Raw genomic sequence first — 21,195 nt, 5'->3', positions numbered from 1 at the left:
GCTCAGGGGGAGCACTTAGTGCAGCATCAAGGAGCCCGCGGCCTTGCTCTTGCCGGCACGTGCGGGAGGGTTGCACAGGCCGCACTGATAGTGGCGTGCATTCTCGTAGGGCTCGGTGACGAACTGGCCCTTGCAGACCGAGCATTGCGTGCGCGTCAGCATCTGCGCATCGACAAATTTCACCAGACGCCAGGCGCGGGTGAAGGACAGCAACACGTCCAGCTCGGCGGCCTGAATCTGCTCGCTATAGAGGCGGTAGGCCTTGGTCAGCTGCTCGGCCGAATCCAGTTCCACGCCCTTGGACAGGTATTCGTAGATGTTCAGAAACAGCGAGCTGTGGATGTTTTCCTGCCAGGTCAGAAACCAGTCGGTGGAAAACGGCAACTGGCCCTTGGAGGGGGACTTGCCCGAGATTTCCTTGTACAGCCGGATCAGGCGTTCGTAGGACAGGGTGGTTTCCGATTCCAGCACCTGCATGCGGGCGCCCATCTCAATGAGCATGGCGGCGCGCTCGATTTGCTTGGATTCGTTCAGAACGCTTTTCACGGCAGTCTTGGCAGCGGGCATGTGTCTCTCCTGAAAACAGTGGGTGGTTCAGAGGTGCTCAGAGCACTTCGGAGACACGGCTGGCCATCAGGATGTTGGCGTGCAAGGTGTTGGTGGCGGCGTTGGCTATCTTGTTGCTGCTGTGGTTGGTCAGCAGGCTCCAGACCATTTCATCGTCGGCGCGGAAGCTGGCCAGCAGGGTATTGCGCGATGCCAGCTTGAGCACTTGCGCCGAGGACAGCGAGCCCAGCAGGTCGCATGATTCTTCATTCAGACCCAGGCGGAACACGGCTTCGGCCTTGTCCTGGCGGATCAGGGTCTGGGCCAGCATCAGGTAAGTGAGGTTGGCTTCGCGGATCTCGGCGAGCAGTTGTTCGTTGGTCATGGTCTGTCCTTTCAATCTCTACAGACCGCGTTTTGTCGGGAACAAAACGTCAAAAAATGTTTCGATCTGTTGGTTTGAATTGTGTTGTAGGCCAGGACCGAACTGAAGTCGGGTTGCAGCGGTGCAGTCTGTCTGGTTGCACAAGCGCGCTCGTAGGATTTACCTTACTTCGGGGTCTTCCTTCTGGATGACATCAAGAGTCTGCTCGGCTGAAAGGGGCGCAATGCACGGTTTTTTGACTACCTGCTGCAATTGTGAGCCTTCATGAGCAATGCCTATGGCATGAATAAACCGGTTTTTGCTCCTTATCTGGGAGCATGGGCGGCTTGCCGGGACCCGAGGTCTGTCCTGAAGGCTTGATGCGCCCATGCATTCCCTGCGCGCTATTACCCCTGTTCTGCAGGGCGCCCAGGCTGGCTGCACCATTCGCTCCAGCTGCCGGCAAACAGGGCCGTAGGGGCGAAACCGGCAATGCGCATGGCCAGCACATTGGGCGTGGCGCTGACGCCGCTGCCGCATTGGTGGACCACGGTGGCTGGGTCTCGGCCTGCCAGCAATTCGTCAAATTCGGCCTTGAGCAAGGCCGCAGGCTTGAAGCGGCCGTCGGCAGCGATATTGCTGCCGAACGGGCGGTTGAGCGCACCGGGGATATGACCGGCCACCGGGTCCAGAGGCTCGACCTCGCCGCGATAACGGGCGGGGGCGCGGGCATCGATCAAGGTCTGGCTGGGCTGGCCCAGGTCCGACTCGACCTGAGCGACGGTCTTGAGCGTCTCCAGTGGCTGGCCCAGCTCGAAGTTGGCCTGAAAACGGCAGGGCTCTTCACCGCTGTTGACTGCCTGACCACCGGCCTGCCAGGCTTGCAGGCCGCCGTCGAGCACGGCCGCGGCGTCATGGCCGGCCCAGCGCAGCATCCACCACAGGCGGCCGCAGTAGTTGCAGCCGTTGCGGTCATAGACGACGGCCTGCATATCGTTGGCAAAGCCGATCGAAGAGAGCCAGACCGCAAAGCGCTCGCGGCTGGGCAGTGGATGGCGTCCGCCCGAGGCCGCCTGGGCGCTGGTGGCAACCTGGCCGTTTTCGCCGGGCACGCCATGCGCGGCGCTGAGGTCTTTGTCGAGGTCGGCAAAAACGGCGTCGGGGATATGGGCCTGCAGGTACTGCTCATGTCCGGCAGGCGGGTTCATGAGGTCAAAGCTGCAATCAAACACCATGAGCGGCTTGCCGCTGGCCTGGATCTGGGCCAGTTGTTCGACGGAAATCAGGGTGTCATAGCGCCCGGATGCGGGCAGGGAAGGCGTGGTGGTCATGGATGAGCGCTCCGGAAATTACGGTTCATTATGCGGGCGCCAAGCCATGGGCTAGTGGGCGCCTGCCTGAACCTTCCGGCATTGCAAGCATCGTCTCTTTCGTCAGGGACACCGAGCAAGGGCCGCCCCGCACCGAAGGTGTCGTCCCCCTTCAAGGGGGAAGCGGCGCAGCCGCTCAGGGGGTCAACTTCTAGACCGCAGCGCAGTTGCCGCAGCGCCACTGATGACGATCAGCGCAATGCCGGCCCAGCCGATCAGGGGAATGCTCTCGCCAAACAGCATCAGGCTCAGCAGGGCGGCGAACACGATGCCCGAATACTGCAGATTGGCGACGACGAGGGTGTTGCGCTTGGTCTCTGCGGAGGCATAGGCCTTGGTCATGCAGACCTGGGCCACGGCGGCCAGCACGCCCACGGGCAGCAGCCACAGCGCGCTCCAGCCGGGGAAGGGTGAGACGCCGGTGAACAGCATGGTGATGCCGCCGGCAATGGCCGAGCCCATGGAGAAATAGAAGACCACACGGGTTTCGGGCTCGCCCAGGCGCGACAGCGTGCTCACCTGCATATAGGCCATGGCTGCGAACATGCCGCCAAACAGGCCGCCCGTGGCGGCAATCCACTCGCTGGTCGGTGCACTGGTGGGGCGCAGCACCAGCAGCACGCCGACAAAACCCAGGAAGACCGTGCTGACCAGTGCCCAGGGAAAGGGCGGGATGGCGCGGCGCGTCTCGGGCTGGGCGGCGTAGGATTTGCGCAAGGTATGGCGCATCCACAGGCCCTGGGCAATCAGAAGGACGGCCATCCAGATGCTGCTCATGGAGTTGAGCGTGGTGGCCGTGGCCAGCGGCAGATGGCCGATGGCATAGAACCAGGCACCCATGGAGATCACGCCCACAAGGCTGCGCCAGGCATGTTCACGCGGGTACCGGGTGGCCAGCGTCACGCCGCTGTGGCGCGCCAACAGGGCCAGCAGGGCCATACTGACCAGGCCGCGATAGAAAATGATCTCTGCTGCATTGAAGTCCCTGGATGCAAACTTCACACACACACTCATGACCGCAAAAATCAGCGCGGCCAGCACCATCCACAGGGCTCTCATAACTCACTCAATTCAGCATAAAAAATAGCTGCTGCGCTTATCTGGTATGCGCTAGCAGCTATTGTTTTTGTAGAGATTTTCTCTAATCAGCGTTGGGGCACGGCGTCACCCAGGGCACTGCGATACCACTCATGGAAGTGCTGCATGCCGTCTTCCATGGGGCTTTGATAGGGACCGACCTCGTTGTCGCCGCGTTCATACAGGGCCTTGCGGCCCGCGTCCATGCGCTCGGCGATCTCGTCGTCCTCGATGCAGGTCTCCATATAGGCGGCCTTTTGCGCCTGCACGAACTCGGGCTCGAAGGCCGCGATTTCCTCGGGGTAGTAGAACTCCACCACGTTCAGCGTCTTGTCCACGGCAACCGGATGCAGGGTCGAGACCGTGAGCACATGCGGGTACCACTCCACCATGATGTGAGGGTAGTAGGTCAGCCAGATGGCGCCACGCTCGGGCAGCTTGCCGTCCCGGTAGTTCAGCAGCACCTCGTGCCACTTCTTGTAGATGTCCGAGCCTGGATTGCCGAAGCTGGGTGCCACGCCCACGGTCTGCACCGAGTATTCCTTGGCGAATTCCCACTTCAGATCGTCGCAGGTCACGAAATTGCCCAGACCGGGGTGGAAGGGGCCGACGTGATAGTCCTCCAGATAGACCTCGATAAAGGTCTTCCAGTTGTAGTTGCACTCGTGCATCTCGACATGGTCGAGCACGAAGCCGTCGAAGCTCAGCTGCTCGCGCAGCTTCATGCCGGCCAGGTCGGCCTCGATGTCGCGGCCGTTGTCCTCGAACAGCAGGCCGTTCCACTCGCGCAGCCGGTAGTTGTTGAGGTTCAGGCAGGGGTCGTGGCTGAAATGGGGGGCGCCCAGCAGCTCGCCGCTGGTGCTGTAGGTCCAGCGGTGCAGCGGGCAGACGATATTGCCGCCAGCATGGCCCTTGCCTTCGGACAGCAGATTGCCGCGGCCCTTGAGCATCACGGCCTGGCGGTGGCGGCAGACGTTGGAGATCAGCTCGATCTCGCCTTTGGCATTGCGCACCAGCGCGCGCCCCTCCTTCTCTTGAGGAAGAGCGTAGTAGTCGCCTATCTCGGGGATCGCAAGCTCATGGCCGACATAGCGCGGTCCGCGCTTGAAAATGGTTTCCAACTCGCGCTGAAACAGCGCTTGGTCGAAATAACTTGAAACTGGTAGTTGGCTTGCGGCCTGCTGCAGTTGAAGACTTAAATCAGACATGGATGACCTGACCTAAAGACTCCCCACAGGGAGGGTGCACGTGCGCACGCGGTAAAAAACGAAACCGGCCTTGACTGGACATGAGGTTCAGGCAAGAGCTCAGGGCAACGGCCTTGACTCAGTGCCCGACCAGGATGACCAAGCATGGGGCCGGCTTGACGGGAATGGGATTATAGCTGGTGGGGTTATTTCCGTTTTTCCGGTGCGTGTATTGAGCGGGCCAGCGCAGGTCAGCCTGATGTCAACCGTGGCGCAGCCCTGTCACAGCGGACTGTGCGGCGGATTCGCAATCGGGGATTTTCTTGTTGCGCCGGTGAGTTTGCGGGCATTGCGCACCGATGGGGCGGGGGCGCCTAAAATCGTCGTTTCCGTCCAACACAGCCCCACATCGCCCATGCCCAAGGCCGCTGCCGCAAAAAAAGCCGATCAACCCGCCAGCTACGAAGCCGCTTTGCAGGAGCTGGAGCAGCTGATTGCGCAGATCGAGTCCGGACAGTTGCCGCTGGAGCAGATGCTCAGTGGCTACCAGCGTGCGGCCCAGTTGCTGGGCTTTTGCCGCAGCCAGCTCGAGGCGGTGCAGGAGCAGGTGAAGGTGCTGGATGAGGGCCAGTTGTCGGCCTGGACACAGGACTAGCCGACTTCGCTCTCTGAAACAGCCCAGCATCAGCCATGAATGAATCAATGATTGCCGAACAGCAGCCTTCTCTGAACATGGGCGCGACAGCCCTGGATTTTCCCTCCTGGATGACAGAGCGCCTGGCGCGCACCGAGGAGGCACTGTCGCGCTGGGTGGGCGTCTGTGCGCCCGCCGGTCTGGGCGAAGCCATGCGCTACGCCGTGCTCGACGGCGGCAAGCGCCTGCGCCCGCTGCTGGTCTGGGCGGCTTCCGAAGCCGTGGGCGGCCAGGGCGCGGCCACGCTGCGCGCCGGTTGCGCGGTCGAGCTGATCCATGCCTATTCGCTGGTGCATGACGACATGCCCTGCATGGACAACGATGTGCTGCGCCGTGGCAAGCCCACCGTGCATGTGCAGTTCGGAGAATCCTCTGCCTTGCTGGCGGGCGATGCCCTGCAGGCCCTGGCTTTCGAGTTGTTGCTGCCGGAAGGCGAAGAAGTCCCTTGCTCCATGCAGGCCAGGCTGTGCCGTCTGCTGGGCGCCGCTGCAGGCAGCCAGGGCATGGCCGGTGGTCAGGCCATTGACCTGGCCAGCGTGGGCAAGCAGCTGACGGAAGCACAGCTGCGCGAGATGCACCGCCTGAAGACTGGCGCCTTGCTGCTGGGCAGCGTGCTGATGGGGGCTGCCTGCAATGCCAGGACCGAGGCACAGGCGCTGGAGGCGCTGACCGAATACGGCCAGGCCCTGGGCGTGGCATTCCAGGTGGTCGACGATATTCTGGATGTGGTGGCGGACTCGGCCACCTTGGGCAAGACGGCGGGCAAGGATGCGGCCAACGACAAGCCCACTTATGTCTCGCTGCTGGGGCTGGAGCGAGCCAGAGCCCATGCGGAGGAGCTGCGTCTGCAAGCCCATGCGGCACTGGCGCGCAGCGGCCTGCCCGATACACAGGCACTGGCGGCATTGGCGGATATGGTGGTGCAGCGCACGCACTGAATCACGACTTGTGCAAATCAGGCTCAGGCAAGTGCTTTTCCACAAGAAGACCATCTTGACTCATCCTTGTTTGCGCAAGTTCTATAAATATTCGTCAAAAAGCCCTTAAACCCAATGCTGGCAAGCGCGAGCAGCTACTAAAAATATAGATCATGCCCACGAACACTTATTCTCTGCTGCAGAACATTGATGATCCTGAAGCCATGCGCCGCCTGTCGCGTGCCCAGCTCAAGACCCTGGCGGCAGAGCTGCGCGCCTATGTGATCGACAGCGTCTCCAAGACGGGCGGCCATCTGAGCTCCAATCTGGGCACGGTGGAGCTGACGGTGGCGCTGCACACGGTGTTCAACACGCCCTATGACCGCATCGTCTGGGATGTGGGCCACCAGACCTATCCGCACAAGATCCTGACCGGTCGCCGCGATCGCATGGGTACGCTGCGCCAGCTGGGCGGTCTTTCGGGCTTTCCCCAGCGCGTGGAGAGCGAATACGACACTTTCGGCACGGCCCACTCGTCCACCAGCATCTCGGCGGCCCTGGGCATGGCCCTGGCGGCCAAGCAAAAAGGCGAGGACCGCCGCGCCATTGCCGTGATTGGCGACGGTGCGATGACGGCCGGCATGGCCTTCGAGGCGCTGAACAACGGCGGCGTGCATGACGCCAATCTGCTGGTCATCCTCAACGACAATGACATGAGCATCAGCCCGCCCGTGGGCGCGCTCAATCGCTATCTGGCCCAGCTGATGAGCGGTCAGTTCTACGCCAAGGCCCGCGATGTGGGCAAGAGCGTGCTCAAGCAGGTGCCGCCCTTGCTGGAGCTGGCCAAGCGTCTGGAGCAGCAGGCCAAGGGCATGGTCGTGCCTGCCACCATGTTCGAGCAGTTCGGCTTCAACTACATCGGCCCCATCGACGGCCATGACCTTGACTCGCTGATCCCCACGCTGGAAAACATCAAGGGCTTGAAGGGCCCGCAGTTTCTGCATGTGGTCACGAAAAAAGGCCAGGGCTACAAGCTGGCCGAGGCCGACCCTATCGCCTATCACGGCCCCGGCAAGTTCGACCCCAGCGTGGGCCTGGTCAAGCCGGCCACGCCGCCCAAGCAGACCTTCACCCAGGTCTTCGGTCAGTGGCTGTGCGACATGGCCGCAAAGGACCAGCGCCTGGTGGGCATCACACCGGCCATGCGCGAAGGCTCGGGCATGGTGGAGTTCCACAAGCGCTTTCCCGGCCGCTACTACGACGTGGGCATCGCCGAGCAGCATGCGGTGACCTTTGCGGGCGGCATGGCCTGCGAAGGTGTCAAGCCTGTCGTGGCCATCTACTCCACCTTTTTGCAGCGCGCCTATGACCAATTGATCCACGATGTGGCGCTGCAGAATCTGCCCGTGGTGTTTGCACTGGACCGCGCCGGTCTGGTCGGTGCCGATGGTGCGACCCATGCCGGTGCCTATGACATCGCTTTTGTGCGCTGCATCCCGAACATGAGCATGGCCTGCCCGGCCGACGAGCGCGAAACACGCCAGCTGCTGAGCACAGCCTATGAGCAGAACCACCCTGTCTGCGTGCGCTATCCGCGCGGTGCCGGTGTGGGTGTGGCTCCGCTGGAGAGTCTGGAAGGCCTGCCTTTCGGCAAGGGCGAAATCCGCCGTGAATCCGCAGCCAAGAAGATTGCCATCCTGGCCTTCGGCACGCTGCTGTACCCGGCCCTGCAAGCCGCCGAAGCACTGGACGCCACGGTCGCCAATATGCGCTGGGCCAAGCCGCTGGACGAGGAGCTGCTGCTGCAGATTGCGGCCGAGCACGGGCTGATCGTCACGCTGGAAGAGGGCAGCATCATGGGCGGAGCCGGCAGTGCCGTGCTCGAAGCCCTGGCCGCCCATGGGCTGAGCAAGAACGTGCTGCAACTGGGCCTGCCCGATCAGTTCATCGAGCATGGCGACCCCGCCAAGCTGCTGGCGCTGCAGGGTCTGGACGCCGCAGGCATCGAGGCATCGATCCGCAAGCGTCTGGCAGACTGATTGCGCGGCGACTGAATCAAGGCTCTTTTCCGAAGAGCCTTTTTTCTTGCACCGTGCGGGAAAGAAAACTGACGGCGGCCGCGAATCTTTCCGCGGGCCGCGCGTGCGTTCCTAGAATGGCCGAGGTTTGCGCCCGGACTGCGATGACAGCCAAGGCAATCAACAACTACTAGCGGAGAGATATTCATGGACCGTCGCTCACTCGTCAAACATGTGGGCATGGCTGGTGTGCTGGCTGCGGGAATGGCACCTGCGGTGCGCGCCCAGGAATTGATGCAGTGGCGCCTGGTCACGAGCTTCCCCAAATCGCTGGACGCGATCCACGGTGCGGCTGAAAAGTTCGGGCAGATGCTCAAGCTGATGTCGAACGGGCAGATCGAAGTCATCGTCCAGCCTGCAGGCGAGGCAATGCCTGCCTTTGGCGTGATGGAGGGCGTGCAGAGCGGCGCGGCCGAGATGGCGCTCACGGCACCTTATTACTTCACCGACAAGGACCCCTGCTTTGCCTTTGGCTGTGCCGTTCCCTTCGGCCTGACGGCGCGCCAGATGGATGCCTGGATGGAGTACGGCAACGGCCGCAAGCTCATGGATGACTTCTATGGTCAGTACAACATCAAAAGCCTGAGCGCGGGCAATACCGGCACGCAAATGGGCGGCTGGTATCGCAAGGAAATCAAGGCAGTGGCCGATCTCAAGGGCCTGCGCATGCGTGTGGGCGGCGGGCTGCTGGTGGAAGCCTTGCAAAAGCTGGGAGTCCAGGCTTACAACATGCCCATCAGCGAGGCCTACCAGGCGCTGGAAAAAGGGCGCCTGGACGTGGTGGAGTTCGTGGGCCCCTACGACGACCAGAAGCTGGGCTTTGGCAAGATCGCGCCTTACTACTATTACCCAGGCTGGTGGGAAGGCGGGGCCGAGCTGGCCTACTTCATCAATGCCAAGGTCTTTGCGGCGCTGACGCCCGAGTTGCGTGCCATGGTGGAAGGCGCTGCCGCACTGGCGGCCAAGGATTTGACGGCCAAGTATCTGGCACTCAATCCCGCGGCGCTCAAGAAGCTGCTCAGCGAGCGTGTTCAGCTGCGTGCCTTTCCACGCGAGCTCATGGATGCGGGCTTCAAGGTCGTGATGGCAACCATGGCCGAGCACGAGGCCAAGTCCGCCATGTTCAAGAAAATCCACCGCAGCCTCAGAGGCTTTCAGCACGATCAACTGCTGTGGGACCGTTTCTCGGAATTTCGCTATGTCAGCTATATGAGCGCAGTACGCCTGTAGTGGGCGATTGCTTATGGGGCGGCAGCAGACTTGATGCAGCTCACTAGGTAGAACTTCTTAAGCGAACGGTCACTTTTTGGTGCACGTCGAACGTTTTGCTCGTGTACATTTTGTCCCTGTTACATAAATCAAGCTGGCATAGATCAGTGGTCTGTGTCAGCCCAATCCGTTCCTCAAGGAGACATAAGTGGATCGTCGTTCCATCCTCAAAAATGCTGGTATTGCCGGCGTACTGGCCGCAGGTGCGGCTCCTGCCGTGCATGCTCAGGCTGCTGTGCGTTGGCGCCTGGCCTCCAGCTTCCCCAAGTCGCTGGACACGATTTTCGGCAGCGCCGAGAAACTGTCGCAAACCGTCAAGGCATTGTCGGGCGGCAAGTTTGAAATCTCGGTCCATCCTGCGGGCGAGCTGATGCCCGCTTTCGGTGTGGTCGACGCCCTGCAGGCCGACACCATCGATATGGCGGAAACCGCTGCCTATTACTTCACCGGCAAGGACCCCATCTTCGCCTTCAGCTGCGCCGTGCCCTTTGGCCTGACCACGCTGCAGATGAATGCCTGGAAGGACCATGGCAATGGCCGCAAGCTGCTGGACGCTTTCTTCGCCAAGTACAACTTCAAGACCGCTTCGGCCGGCAACACCACGACCCAGATGGGTGGCTGGTATCGCAAGGAAATCAAGACCGTGGAAGACCTCAAGGGTCTGAAGATGCGTCTGGGCGGCGGCGTGTTCGGCGAGGCCATGGCCAAGCTGGGCGTGGTGGCGCAGAATATGCCCGCTGGCGATGTCTACCAGGCTCTGGAAAAGGGCACGCTGGATGCCGTGGAGTTCGTCGGTCCCTACGACGATGAAAAGCTGGGCTTCAACAAGGTTGCGCCTTACTACTACTACCCCGGCTGGTGGGAAGGCTCCGCCGACCTGGAGTTCTTCATCAACATCAAGAAGTACAACGCGCTCTCGCCCGAGAACAAGGCCATTCTGGACGCCGCGACCCGCGTGGCCGCTGCCGATATGACCAGCAAGTACCAGGTGCTGAACCCCATCGCCATCAAGAAGCTGGTGGCCAACAAGACTCAGCTCAAGATGTTCCCCAAGGCGCTGATGGACGCTGGCTTCAAGGCTTCCATGGAAGTGTTTGCCGAGCACGAAGCCAAGTCGCCCGAATTCAAGAAGATCCACCAGGACATGCGGGCCTTCCAGCGCGACCAGATTCTGTGGAACCGCTTCTCGGAATTCCCTTTCAACCAGTACATGGCTACAGCCAAGATCTGATTGATCTCCAGCCCGCCAGTGTCATGCGCTGGCAGCTATCAAAACCGCAGCTTGCTGCGGTTTTTTTATGTCTGTTTCAGGCAGCGATGGGAATGGCTTCCGGTGTCCCCGGAATGGCGCCGGCCTCAACCCCCTGTCGGTCGCGGCCAAGAAAAAAGCCCTGACCGGTAAGAGTCAGGGCTTTGCGCTTCAAAGCGGCAGACCAGAAGGCTTACTTGCTGGCAGGGGCTGTGCCCAGCGAGTCCATCAAGGCCTTGGCCGGATCATCCGAGCCATAAGCGCCTGCATCGGGGGCTGGAGGAGCGTCGGGCGTATCGGGTGTCGCGGGTTGCTGGGCTCCAGGTGCAGGGGCTGCAGAGCCTTCCTCGCCGCCTTCGGGTGCACCAAACGGGTTGTCTGCCCCGTAGCCGCCGCCAGTGTCATTGAGCTGGTTGAGCATTTCGTCGCCGACCTTGTTCATGTCCACCACCACCGGTTTGTCCAGCGCACCGGTCACGATGCCGGGGAAGGCGATGAGCACGCCAACCATCACCAGTTGGATCAGCACAAAGGGCACGGCACCCTTGTAGATCTGCATGGTGGTCACAGGCTCGATGACCTTGTGCGTCACGCGGTCCACATATTGCTTCTCGGGCGCCACGGAACGCAGGAAGAACAATGCAAAGCCGAACGGCGGGTGCATGAACGAGGTCTGCATGTTCACGGCCAGCAGCACGCCGAACCAGATCAGGTCAATGCCCATCTTCTCTGCCACGGGACCCAGCAGAGGCACCACGATGAACGAGAGTTCGAAGTAGTCCAGGAAGAAGGCCAGGAAGAAGATCATGATGTTGACCACGATCAGGAAGCCCACCTGGCCGCCGGGCAGGCTGGTCAGCAGATGCTCGACCCACTTGGGGCCGTCTGCGGCCTGGAACACCAGGCTGAAGGTGGTGGCGCCGATCATGATGAACATCACGAAGCTGGCCAGCTTGGTGGTGGAGGCCAGGGCCTGCTTGAGCAGGCTCATGTTCAGGCGTTTGCGGGCAAAGCCCATGATCAGCGCTGCCATGGCTCCCATGGCGCCGCCTTCGGTGGGTGTGGCAATGCCCAGGAAGATGGTGCCCAGCACCAGGAAGATCAGCAGCAGCGGCGGGATCAGCACGAAAGTCACGCGCTCGGCCAGGCGCGAGAGCAGGCCCAGCTTGAAGATGCGGTTGAACGATGCCAGCACAAAGGCGATGAAGGTGCCGCCGCACATGGCGGTGACGATCTTCTCGTCGGTGGCGACTTCGGTCACTTCCTTGCCCTGCCACCAGGTGTGCAGGTCGGCCATGTGATTGGCGAGGAAGATCGCAACGATGGTCGAGATACCCATAACCACGGCCAGGGAGATATAGCCGGAGTTGCCATTGGCTTCGCGGTAGATACGAGCCTCAACGGGGAGGGCTGGCACCATCTTGGGCTTGAAGATGGCCAGAATTACCACCCACAGCACATACAGGCCCATGAGCATGAAGCCGGGAATGAAGGCGCCCTTGTACATATCGCCCACGCTCTTGCCCAACTGGTCGGCCATCAGAATCAGTACCAGCGAGGGTGGAATGATCTGTGCCAGAGTGCCGGATGCTGCAATCACCCCTGATGCCAGGCGACGGTCATAGCCGTAGCGCAGCATGATGGGCAGCGAGATCAGGCCCATGGAAATCACGGAGGCTGCCACCACGCCGGTTGTCGCGGCCAGCAGCGCGCCCACGAAGATCACGGCCAGTGCCAGACCGCCGCGGATCGGGCCGAACACCTGGCCCACGGTGTCGAGCAGGTCCTCGGCCATGCCGGAGCGTTCGAGAATCAGGCCCATCAAGGTGAAAAAGGGCACGGCCAGCAAGGTGTCGTTGGCCATGATGCCGATCAGGCGCTGGGGCAACCATGCCATCACGGAGGAAGGGAAAACTCCCAGCTCTATCCCTAGAAAGCCAAAAGTCAGGCCTGCCGCGCCCAGGCTGAAAGCCACGGGAAAGCCCAGCAGCAGAAAGCAGATCAGCCCCGCAAACATGATGGGGGCGTAGTTGGTAGCGATAAATTCCATCTGTATCTCCCGCTACCTTCAAGCCTTGGCCTGTGAGGCCATGGCCTCGGCCTGTTTGCGATCGGCTTCGGCACGCAGGGCCTCGGCCAGTTCTTCTTCTGCGCTCTTGTCGCTCAGCTTGCCCATGGGGTCCGGGCCGTTGCCGGTCAGGAAGGCAATACGCTTGATGAGTTCAGACCAGCCTTGCAGCATCAGCAGCGTGACGCCCACGGGGATGGCCGCCCAGACGGGCCAGCGGATCAGGCCACCGGGGTTGCCGGAGACTTCACCCGATTGGTACATCTGGATTACCACGGGGGTGGAAAGCCACAGGATGGTCAGGCACAGCGGCGTGAGAAAGCAGGCAAAGCCGATGATGTCGATCCAGACTTGGGCCTTCTTGGACAGGCGGGAGTTGATGACGTCGATGCGTACATGTTCGCGGTGCAGCAGGGTGTAGCCAGCGGCAATCAGAAACGACCAGGCAAACAGATACCACTGCACTTCCAGGAAGGCGTTGGAGCTGGTGTCAAAGGCTTTGCGTACGATGGCGTTGGCGGCGCTGATGAAGGTTGCGGCAAATATCAGCCAGATGGAATATTTGCCGACAAAGGCGTTGAGCCTGTCGATAGCCCTGGACAGGGCAAGTAAAGCCTGCATGGTGTCTCCAAAAAGTAGGCTGTGTATGCGTCGCGTTTTTGGGGCTGGTAAGCCTCGGGAGCGATCTGAGTTATGAACCAAGGATGAGATTCTACGGACCGCTGTATCGTGTTTTTTACAAATACTGCAGCAAATGTGGTGGGTGCGCGTCGGGCGGTGTTGCTACATTTGTGATAGCTTCTTCCGCAGCGTGGGTGAATGCTAAAGCATTGTTTTATTGATGTTTGGGACTGGACGGATGCGCTTTGTGCATCGGTTTTTCAGTCTGGATTGGTGGTGTGAGCGAGCGCGTACTAGGGCAAATCCGGGGGAGCTTCTTTCAACGGGCCGACCCATTGCGTTTGTTACCCAACCGTCGATAAAGGGTGGCACGGCTCAGGCCCAGGCGCTTGGCGGCCTGGCTGACATTGCCCTGTGCTTCTTGCAGGGCCTGCTGTATCAGCAGATGTTCGCTGGTGCGCAGCAGCGATGGATGGGCAGAAGACATGGCGACGGGTGTCGCTGCCACCCCTGTCGGTAGGGGCGGATGCAGCTGCGGCCCGGGCTGAACCAGGGCCTGCAGACGCAGGCCAGACCACAGCGGCAGCTGCATCAGCGCATCGGGCCGCCGGCGCGCGTGTTCCACCAGATGGGCCCAGGGAAGGGCCAGCAACTCCTGGCTGTGGGTGGGCTGATTCATGCCTGGTGGCTGTGCAGGACGGGGCACCAGCTGGCGTGCGACGCTGTTGCTGCCCAGCAGGCAGCCGTCGTTATCAAAGGCCATCAGTCCTTCGCCCTCCTGGCCCAGCGGGCCGCCGGGCCAGTTCACATGCAGCAGCAAGGCATGGGGCAGGGTGCGCAGCAGCCGGTCTTCGATCGCCCTGGAGCAGCGCAGCGCCAGGTGCAGCAGCTCGGGGCGTTCGGGAACATCGATGCCCGTGATGTCCAGCATGCCCAGGCATTGGCCTTGCGGGCCGAAGATGGGGGCACCGGCGCAGCTGTAGTCACGCAGGTCGTCAAAAAAATGCTCGTGCCGGTGCAGCCATACCGGGGCATGCTCGGCCAGCACGGCGCCAATGGCGGATGTGCCTACGCAAAGCTCGGACAGGTCCACGCCCACCCGGCCTATCGCCAGGGCGCGCATATCGCGCTGGTCCACAGGGCCTTGTACTTCCAGCACCGTTCCAGCGGCATCGGTGAGCAGGCAGAAATAGTGCATGGCGCCGACCGCACCCACGAGCTGGGCCATGACGGGCCTGGCCGCCTGCAGCAACGCGTGCTGCTGCTCCTGGGCTCTGTTCAATGCGTGGGGCCCTACCGCTTCGAACTCCACCCTTTCCGCCGGATGGCGGTCTTGCAACAGACAGCGCTGCCAGGAACGCCATAACCAGGGTGCCACGCCAGCGGGCAGCAGCGCATGGCTTGCTGCGGGCTCCTGCAACTGCAGGCGGGCCTGGCTCACCAATGCGTGGCGTTCTCCCATGTGGGAGATGACAGGCATGGGTGCTGTGGGATGGGCGGGGGACATGCGTGGCTCCGGGATGTGGCTCTGCGGGTGTCTCAGTTTGAGAATATCTGTCTGCCCTGCCCTTGCCCTGGGGGTCAACCCTAGCGATGTTTGAGGCGGGCCGGGCGAGCATTAATGCTGCTTATCCGGGCTCCAAGCACATTCCCACGCACATCAAGCCGGACACCGGCAGGAGGCAGCACGATGAATGTTCAGTTCACGGTCAATGGCCGCGCGGCCAGCATTGACGTTCCCCCCAACACCTTGCTGGTACAGGCGCTACGTGAGCATCTGCACCTGACCGGCACCCATGTGGGATGTGATACCAGCCAGTGCGGCGCCTGCACCGTGCTGGTCAACGGCAAGGCCATCAAGTCCTGCACCATGCTGGCCGTGCAGGCCCAAGGCGCAGAGGTCAAGACCATCGAAGGCATGGCGGCAGCCGATGGAACCATGCACCCCATGCAGGCGGCCTTCAAGCAGTGCCACGGCCTGCAGTGCGGCTTCTGCACACCAGGCATGGTGATGAGCGCGGTGGACTTGTGCCGGCAGAACCCCCAGGCCAGCGATGGCGAAATCCGCGAGCTGCTCGAGGGCAATATCTGCCGTTGCACCGGCTATCAGAACATCGTCGCTGCCGTCAAAAAAGGCCGCGAAGGCATGACCGCCGCTTGATCGACATAAGCGCATCTCGATATCAGAAGAGGAGACACACCATGGGTGCATCTGACTTTTCCAAGCTGCCGCATATCGGCGAGCCCATTCTGCGCCGCGAGGACGAACGCTTTCTGACCGGCGCCGGCCAGTACACCGACGACATCACGCTGGGCGCCCAGACCTATGCGGTCTTTGTGCGCTCTCCCCACGCCCATGCCAGGCTGCGCAGCGTCAACATTGATGCTGCCAAGGCTGCGCCCGGCGTGGTAGGCGTGCTGACCGGGGCCGATGTAGCCGCAGCAGGCATCAATGGTTTGCCCTGCGGCTGGCTGATCACCAGCACCAATGGCGAACCCATGAAAGAGCCGCCGCACCCGATACTGGCGCTGGATACCGTGCGCTATGTGGGTGACCAGGTCGCCATGGTGGTGGCCGAGACCTTGCAGCAGGCCCGCAATGCGGCCGAACTGGTGGAGGTTGATTACGAGGTTCTGCCTGCCGTGGTCAACGTGGCCGATGCAGCAGGTGGCCAAAAGGCCGGTGCCGTGGTGCACGATATTGCTCCCGACAACCATTGCTACAAATGGGCGATAGGCGACAAGGCGGCCGTGGATAGCGTGTTCGCCACTGCGGCCCATGTCACCAAGCTGGACCTGATCAACAACCGCCTGATCCCCAATGCCATGGAGCCGCGCGTGGCCATTGGCAGCTACAACCGTGCCATGGACGAGTACACGCTGTACGTGGCCAACCAGAACCCGCATGTCGAGCGCCTGCTGATGACGGCCTTTGTCATGGGCCTGCCCGAGAGCAAGGTGCGCGTGATTGCGCCTGATGTGGGCGGAGGCTTCGGCTCCAAGATTTTCCTGTATGCCGAGGATGTCTGCCTGACCTGGGCCGCCAAAAAGCTCAACCGCAATATCAAGTGGACGGCCGACCGCAGCGAATCCTTTCTGACGGATGCCCATGGCCGCGATCATGCCAGCCATGCCGAGATGGCCATGGATGCCAACGGCAAGTTTCTGGCCATGCGCGTACATACCGATGCCAATCTGGGGGCCTATCTGTCCACCTTTGCCAGCGCTGTGCCCACGATTCTCTACGCCACGCTGCTGGCGGGCCAGTACACCACACCGCAGGTCTATGTGGAGGTCGATGCCTGGTTCACCCACACCTCGCCCGTCGATGCATATCGCGGGGCGGGCCGGCCCGAGGCCACTTATCTGCTCGAACGTCTGGTCAGCCGCTGTGCCTGGGACATGAATCTGTCGCAGGCCGAGATCCGGCGCCGCAACTTCATCACCAGCTTCCCCTATCAGACACCGGTGGCGCTGCAGTACGACATTGGCGACTACCATGCCTGTATGGACCAGGCGGAGCAACTGGCCGATGTGGCGGGCTTTGCGGCCCGCCGGGCGGCCAGCGAGGCCAAGGGCCTCAAGCGTGGCCTGGGTTACAGCAGTTATATCGAGGCCTGCGGCCTGGCGCCCAGCAATATTGCCGGGGCGCTGGGGGCACGCGCCGGTCTGTTCGAATGCGGCGAAGTACGCGTACACCCCACGGGCAGCGTGACGGTGTTCACGGGCTCGCACAGCCATGGTCAGGGGCATGAGACGACTTTTGCTCAGGTGGTGGCAGCACGCCTGGGCATTCCCGTCGAGCATGTGGAGATCGTTCATGGCGACACGGGCCGCGTGCCCTTCGGCATGGGAACCTATGGCTCGCGCTCCATCAGCGTGGGCGGGGCGGCCATCATGAAGGCGCTGGACAAGATCGAGGCCAAGGCCAAGAAGATTGCCGCACACCTGATGGAAGCCAGCGACACCGATATCGACTTTGAGGGAGGAGAGTTCACGGTGCGAGGCACGGACAAGAAGATCCCGTTTGCCCAGATCGCGCTCACCGCCTATGTGCCGCACAACTATCCGCTGGACAAGCTCGAACCCGGTCTCGACGAAACCGCTTTCTACGATCCCACCAACTTCACCTTCCCCGCCGGTACCTATATCTGCGAGGTTGAAGTGGACCCCGCCACGGGCGTGGTGCGCGTGGACCGCTTCAGCGCCGTCGACGACTTCGGCACCATCATCAACCCCATGATCGTCGAGGGCCAGGTTCATGGCGGTCTGGCCCAGGGCATCGGCCAGGCACTGCTGGAAAACTGCGTCTACGACCGCGACTCGGGCCAACTGCTGACCGGCAGCTTCATGGACTACGCCATGCCGCGTGCCGACGATCTGCCCGACTTTCAGCTGGGCACGGTCTGCACGCCTTGCACCCACAACCCGCTGGGCACCAAGGGTTGCGGCGAAGCCGGGGCGATTGGCTCGCCACCCGCCGTCATCAATGCCGTGCTCGATGCCCTGCATTCGCTGGGCGTCAAGGATCTGGACATGCCCGCCAGCCCCCACCGTGTGTGGGAAGCGATTGACGCAGCGCGAACCTGAAAAAGTGGCTGATGAAAAGGAGACAAGAATATGTACGCCTTTAGCTATTCCAACCCTCAGACAGCGGGCGAGGCTGCTGCTGCCAGTGGCCAGTTCCTGGCCGGTGGGCAAAGCCTGATTCCCTCCATGAAGCTGCGCCTGGCCCAGCCCGGCGCGATCGTGGATCTCAACGGTGTGGCCGAACTGGCTGGCATCCGCGTCAGCGGCGCGCAGCTCGAGATCGGCGCCATGACGCGCCATGCCGATGTGGCCGCCAGCCGTGAGGTGCAGGCTGCGATTCCCGCGCTGGCCCAGCTGGCCGGCGGCATTGGCGACCGCCAGGTGCGCGCACGCGGCACGATTGGCGGCTCTCTGGCTAATAACGACCCTGCGGCCTGCTACCCCAGTGCCGTGCTGGGCCTGGGTGCCACCGTGGTCACCAACCAGCGCGAGATTGCCGCCGATGACTTCTTTCAGGGCATGTACACCACGGCGCTGCAAGAGGGCGAGCTGATTACCGCCGTGCGCTTTCCCGTGCCCAGGGCAGCGGCCTATCTGAAGTTCAAACAACCGGCTTCGCGCTTTGCACTGGTGGGAGTGTTTGTGGCCCAGACGGCACAAGGCGTGCGTGTGGCCATTACGGGTGCGGGCCTGTCGGTGTTCAGGCACGAAGGGCTGGAGGCCGCGCTCAACCAGAGCTTCACGCCCGAGGCCGCAGCGGCCGTGAAGATAGACGACAGCGAGCTCAACAGCGATCTGCATGCCAGTGCACGTTACCGGGCTCAGCTCATCAGCGTTCAAGCCCAGCGTGCAGTGACCCAGATGCTGGGTTGAGGTCGCAACCCTCTGCGGCGGGCAAGCGCTGCTGTAGAGGGCTTTGAATGAAAAAGGCCTGAGACGCTTTATGGATAAGCGCAAACAGCTATGAATAGTGAAGTGAATGTGGCCTGCCAATCGGTCGATGCTCTGCTGCAGAACCTGCAGAGCGTGGGCTATTTTGCCGATCGCAGGCTGGCCACGGCCGTGTTTCTGGCGCTCAAGCTCCAGCGCCCGCTGCTGCTGGAGGGCGAGCCTGGCGTGGGCAAGACCGCTCTGGCGCAGGCACTGGCCCAGGTGCTGTCACGCCAGATGATTCGCCTGCAGTGCTATGACGGCATGGAGCAGCGCGAGGCGCTCTACGAATGGAACTACGCGGCGCAGTTGCTGCATTTGCGTGCCGCAGAAATGAGGGCCCCCACGCTCGGCACTGATGTGTCCTCGCTGCCCCCCGAGGGGGCGCTCGCAGCCTTGGGGCGGCCCGGCGGCAGCTCGACGCGCAGCCGCAATGATATCGACAGCATCGAGCAGGAGCTTTATCAAAGCCGCTATCTGGTGCGCCGGCCACTGCTGCAGGCCTTGCAGGCGCCGGAGCCCGGTGCGCTGCTGTTGATGGACGAGGTGGACCGCGCCGACGAGCCCTTCGAGGCCTTTTTGCTCGAATACCTGGGCGAGTACCAGGTCAGCATTCCCGAGCTGGGCGTGATCCGCGCCCAGGTGCCGCCGGTCACCATTCTGACCAGCAACCGCACGCGCGACCTGCATGATGCCGTCAAGCGCCGCTGCCTCTACCACTGGCTGGACTACCCGGAGCGCGAACGCGAGCTGGCCATAGTCCAGGCCCGCGTGCCAGAGGCCGGCCAGGCGCTGACCGCGCAGATTGCCGATTTCGTGGGCCGGTTGCGCAGCCGCCCGTTTGCCGATGCCTTCTCGCGTGCTCCGGGCATTGCCGAGAGCGTGGAATGGGCCAAAGCCCTGGTGGCGCTCGACACCCTGGTCATAGACCCTGAACTGGTACACGAGACCGCAGGCATTTTGTTCAAGCAGCGCGAAGACGTGGCCGCGCTGACACCCGAGAGGCTGGAGCAACTGCTCCAGCCCGAAGCCCATGAAGGCGGCTGACGCTGCTGCCACCGTCAGCTGGTGGGGCGATGCGCGCAGCGGCAAGCTGCCGCTCAATCTGCTGGGCTTTGGCCGTGCGCTGCGCCGTGCCGGCGTGGCTGTGGATGCCGAGCGCATGGTGCTGGCCCAGAAAGGCCTGATGCTGGTGGGCCTGGACAAGGCCGATGTGGCCGCCGCGCTGGAGTCCGTGCTGGTCTCGCGCCAGCAGGATCTGGCGATTTTTCGGGAGTTGTTTGAAGCCTACTTTCGCAACCCCGAGGTGGCCCAGCAACTGCTGAGCCAGTTGCTGCCGCGCTCGCCCGAAGCAGCTCAGCAGCGTCATAGGCCGCGCGTGCAGGAAGCCTTGTCTGCCATTCGCTGCGCGCAGAAGCAGAGACCAGCCAAGGAAGATCTGCAGCTGGATGCCGCCATGTCGGCCAGCGACCGGCAAAGACTGCAGCATGCGGACTTCAATCAGCTCAGCGCCAGCGAGTACCGGCTGGTGCAGCAGCTGGTGCGCGACATACGCCTGCCGCTGCCCAGCTACCGCAGCCGCAGAACGCAGCTGAGGCCTTCGGGGGCCAGCGTGCACTGGCCCGCTAGCCTCAAGGCTGCCGCCCGTACCGGTGGCGAGCTGGCCAGTCTGCGGTGGCGCAGGCGCCGCAAGCTGCCCATGCCCTGGCTGGCGCTGGTCGATGTCTCGGGCTCGATGGAGCGCTATGCGCGCCTGCTGCTGGCTTTTCTGCACCAGGCCAGCAGCCCGCAGCGCTATCCACAACTGCGCCGCCATGTCTATAGCGTGGGCAGCAGCTTGCGTGATCTGAACAGTGCTTTTGCGCTCAGCGACCCCGATGCCATGCTGCTGCGTGCCAGCAGCGATATCGACGATTTTGGCGGTGGCACGCGTCTGGGGGAATGTCTGGCTCAGCTGCGGCGGCAAGCGGGGCGCCACCTCGTGGGGCGGCGCACGCTGGTGCTGCTCATCAGCGACGGGCTGGACACGGGGGAGCCGCAGCAGCTGGAGCGGGAGCTGCAATGGATCAGGCGCCACAGCGCCCGCCTTGTCTGGCTCAACCCCTTGTTGCGCTTTGAGGGGTATGCCCCCTTGGCCCAAGGGGCTGGTGTGTTGCATCGTCACAGCGATGCCATGCTGGCCGTGCACAACCTGGAGTCGCTGCAGCAGCTGGCGATTCATCTGGCGCGGCTGCTGCAGACACCGGCGGCCAGTCATGGATAAGTCTTACGCAGACAAGCATGCGCCAAGTCTGT

General features: G+C 62.4%; 18 protein-coding genes. 10 read left to right on the top strand and 8 right to left on the bottom strand.

From position 1 onward, the window contains the following. Positions 1–15 precede the first annotated feature (15 nt). The 5 genes from flhC to QMY55_RS17570 all read right to left on the bottom strand — a co-directional run bounded on the left by flhC (position 16) and on the right by QMY55_RS17570 (position 4,565). On the bottom strand, positions 16–567 hold the full coding sequence (gene flhC, locus QMY55_RS17590) for a flagellar transcriptional regulator FlhC (RefSeq protein ID WP_218240406.1): 552 nt from the start codon (positions 565–567) through the stop codon (positions 16–18). A gap of 37 nt (positions 568–604) precedes the next feature. Further along, on the bottom strand, positions 605–931 hold the full coding sequence (flhD, locus tag QMY55_RS17585; protein ID WP_283485442.1) for a flagellar transcriptional regulator FlhD: 327 nt from the start codon (positions 929–931) through the stop codon (positions 605–607). A 386-nt stretch (positions 932–1,317) separates the two neighbouring features. Continuing rightward, positions 1,318–2,241, bottom strand: a complete 924-nt coding sequence (locus QMY55_RS17580) for a sulfurtransferase (protein WP_283485441.1) — start codon at positions 2,239–2,241, stop codon at positions 1,318–1,320. 183 nt (positions 2,242–2,424) lie between these two features. Then, positions 2,425–3,339 carry a DMT family transporter gene (locus tag QMY55_RS17575; protein WP_283485440.1) on the bottom strand — a complete coding sequence of 305 codons (915 nt, stop codon included), beginning with the start codon at positions 3,337–3,339 and terminating at the stop codon, positions 2,425–2,427. Between the two features lie 86 nt (positions 3,340–3,425). Next, positions 3,426–4,565, bottom strand: coding sequence for an aromatic ring-hydroxylating oxygenase subunit alpha (locus QMY55_RS17570; RefSeq protein ID WP_283485439.1), 1,140 nt, complete (start codon positions 4,563–4,565; stop codon positions 3,426–3,428). 394 nt (positions 4,566–4,959) lie between these two features. Between QMY55_RS17570 and xseB the strand changes: the two genes are divergently transcribed. The 5 genes from xseB to QMY55_RS17545 all read left to right on the top strand — a co-directional run bounded on the left by xseB (position 4,960) and on the right by QMY55_RS17545 (position 10,733). After that, entirely contained in the window at positions 4,960–5,199 is a 240-nt protein-coding gene (xseB, locus tag QMY55_RS17565) for an exodeoxyribonuclease VII small subunit (RefSeq protein ID WP_283485438.1), read from the top strand. 35 nt (positions 5,200–5,234) lie between these two features. After that, entirely contained in the window at positions 5,235–6,176 is a 942-nt protein-coding gene (locus QMY55_RS17560) for a polyprenyl synthetase family protein (protein ID WP_283485437.1), read from the top strand. Positions 6,177–6,328: 152 nt separating this feature from the next. After that, a complete protein-coding gene (dxs, locus tag QMY55_RS17555; protein WP_283485436.1) occupies positions 6,329–8,194 on the top strand; it encodes a 1-deoxy-D-xylulose-5-phosphate synthase in 1,866 nt (621 codons plus the stop codon). A 186-nt stretch (positions 8,195–8,380) separates the two neighbouring features. Beyond that, a complete protein-coding gene (locus QMY55_RS17550; protein ID WP_283485435.1) occupies positions 8,381–9,463 on the top strand; it encodes a type 2 periplasmic-binding domain-containing protein in 1,083 nt (360 codons plus the stop codon). Positions 9,464–9,650: 187 nt separating this feature from the next. Then, positions 9,651–10,733, top strand: coding sequence for a TRAP transporter substrate-binding protein (locus tag QMY55_RS17545; RefSeq protein WP_283485434.1), 1,083 nt, complete (start codon positions 9,651–9,653; stop codon positions 10,731–10,733). 211 nt (positions 10,734–10,944) lie between these two features. Here QMY55_RS17545 and QMY55_RS17540 read toward each other — a convergent pair whose 3' ends face one another. The 3 genes from QMY55_RS17540 to QMY55_RS17530 all read right to left on the bottom strand — a co-directional run bounded on the left by QMY55_RS17540 (position 10,945) and on the right by QMY55_RS17530 (position 14,947). Continuing rightward, positions 10,945–12,801 carry a TRAP transporter large permease gene (locus tag QMY55_RS17540; protein WP_283485433.1) on the bottom strand — a complete coding sequence of 619 codons (1,857 nt, stop codon included), beginning with the start codon at positions 12,799–12,801 and terminating at the stop codon, positions 10,945–10,947. Between the two features lie 18 nt (positions 12,802–12,819). Then, the gene (locus QMY55_RS17535) at positions 12,820–13,440 is read right to left on the bottom strand and encodes a TRAP transporter small permease subunit (RefSeq protein ID WP_283485432.1); all 621 of its coding nucleotides are present in this window, start codon (positions 13,438–13,440) and stop codon (positions 12,820–12,822) included. A gap of 319 nt (positions 13,441–13,759) precedes the next feature. Beyond that, positions 13,760–14,947 (bottom strand): helix-turn-helix domain-containing protein, encoded by a 1,188-nt coding sequence (locus QMY55_RS17530; RefSeq protein WP_283485430.1) that lies wholly within the window; start codon positions 14,945–14,947, stop codon positions 13,760–13,762. Between the two features lie 183 nt (positions 14,948–15,130). On the opposite strand from QMY55_RS17530, the gene QMY55_RS17525 reads away from it, so the two are divergent. The 5 genes from QMY55_RS17525 to QMY55_RS17505 all read left to right on the top strand — a co-directional run bounded on the left by QMY55_RS17525 (position 15,131) and on the right by QMY55_RS17505 (position 21,163). Then, positions 15,131–15,601, top strand: coding sequence for a (2Fe-2S)-binding protein (locus tag QMY55_RS17525; protein ID WP_283485429.1), 471 nt, complete (start codon positions 15,131–15,133; stop codon positions 15,599–15,601). A gap of 41 nt (positions 15,602–15,642) precedes the next feature. After that, complete coding sequence (locus tag QMY55_RS17520; RefSeq protein ID WP_283485428.1) at positions 15,643–18,030, top strand: xanthine dehydrogenase family protein molybdopterin-binding subunit; 2,388 nt, start codon at positions 15,643–15,645, stop codon at positions 18,028–18,030. A 30-nt stretch (positions 18,031–18,060) separates the two neighbouring features. Continuing rightward, positions 18,061–18,843, top strand: a complete 783-nt coding sequence (locus QMY55_RS17515) for an FAD binding domain-containing protein (RefSeq protein WP_283485427.1) — start codon at positions 18,061–18,063, stop codon at positions 18,841–18,843. Between the two features lie 90 nt (positions 18,844–18,933). Further along, positions 18,934–19,947 carry an AAA family ATPase gene (locus QMY55_RS17510; protein ID WP_283485426.1) on the top strand — a complete coding sequence of 338 codons (1,014 nt, stop codon included), beginning with the start codon at positions 18,934–18,936 and terminating at the stop codon, positions 19,945–19,947. Continuing rightward, positions 19,934–21,163, top strand: coding sequence for a vWA domain-containing protein (locus QMY55_RS17505; protein WP_283485425.1), 1,230 nt, complete (start codon positions 19,934–19,936; stop codon positions 21,161–21,163). The genes QMY55_RS17510 and QMY55_RS17505 overlap by 14 nt, the downstream gene beginning before the upstream one ends. Positions 21,164–21,195 lie beyond the last annotated feature (32 nt).

It is taken from the genome of Comamonas resistens (assembly GCF_030064165.1).
Lineage (GTDB): Bacteria > Pseudomonadota > Gammaproteobacteria > Burkholderiales > Burkholderiaceae_C > Comamonas > Comamonas resistens.
Note: the sequence above shows the minus strand (reverse complement) of the source record. Positions and strands in the feature narration are given on the sequence as shown.